Origin of the sequence: Vibrio sp. Isolate30 (genome assembly GCF_022397975.1) — a bacterium.
GTDB classification, from domain to species: domain Bacteria; phylum Pseudomonadota; class Gammaproteobacteria; order Enterobacterales; family Vibrionaceae; genus Vibrio; species Vibrio fortis.
In genome coordinates, this window is the sequence record NZ_JAKEUS010000036.1 from 1 (window position 1) to 434 (window position 434).

Annotated in this window: 1 tRNA gene; it reads left to right on the forward strand. The window is 40.8% G+C overall.

Annotated features, from left to right (window positions below):
• Nucleotides 1-34 precede the first annotated feature (34 nt).
• Nucleotides 35-110, forward strand: a tRNA-Ala gene (locus L1D60_RS23495).
• The last annotated feature ends 324 nt before the right edge of the window (nucleotides 111-434 follow it).

Sequence of the window (434 nt, forward strand, 5' to 3'; positions counted from 1 at the left end):
TTTCCCAGAGATAGCGGTCAATATCGATTTCGTTGGGGCTATAGCTCAGCTGGGAGAGCGCCTGCCTTGCACGCAGGAGGTCAGCAGTTCGATCCTGCTTAGCTCCACCATCTTTAAGCGCATTAGCGATAGTGCTTTTAAAAATGGTTCAGAAATGAATCCGCTCTTTAACAATTTGGAAAGCTGACTGATTTAAATAACACAGTTATTTAAATCAAATTAAAAGTTCTCAATGTTTATCCTTTGGATAAACACAACACAAACACATTCAAGTGTCTTGTATTCAAAATTGAGTCCGGCAAACACGTAATAAGAACTAACCCTTCTTATTACAACCAAAAACCTTGGTTGTTTACCATACATAAAGACCTCTTCGGGTTGTATGGTTAAGTGACTAAGCGTACACGGTGGATGCCTTGGCAGTCAGAGGCGAT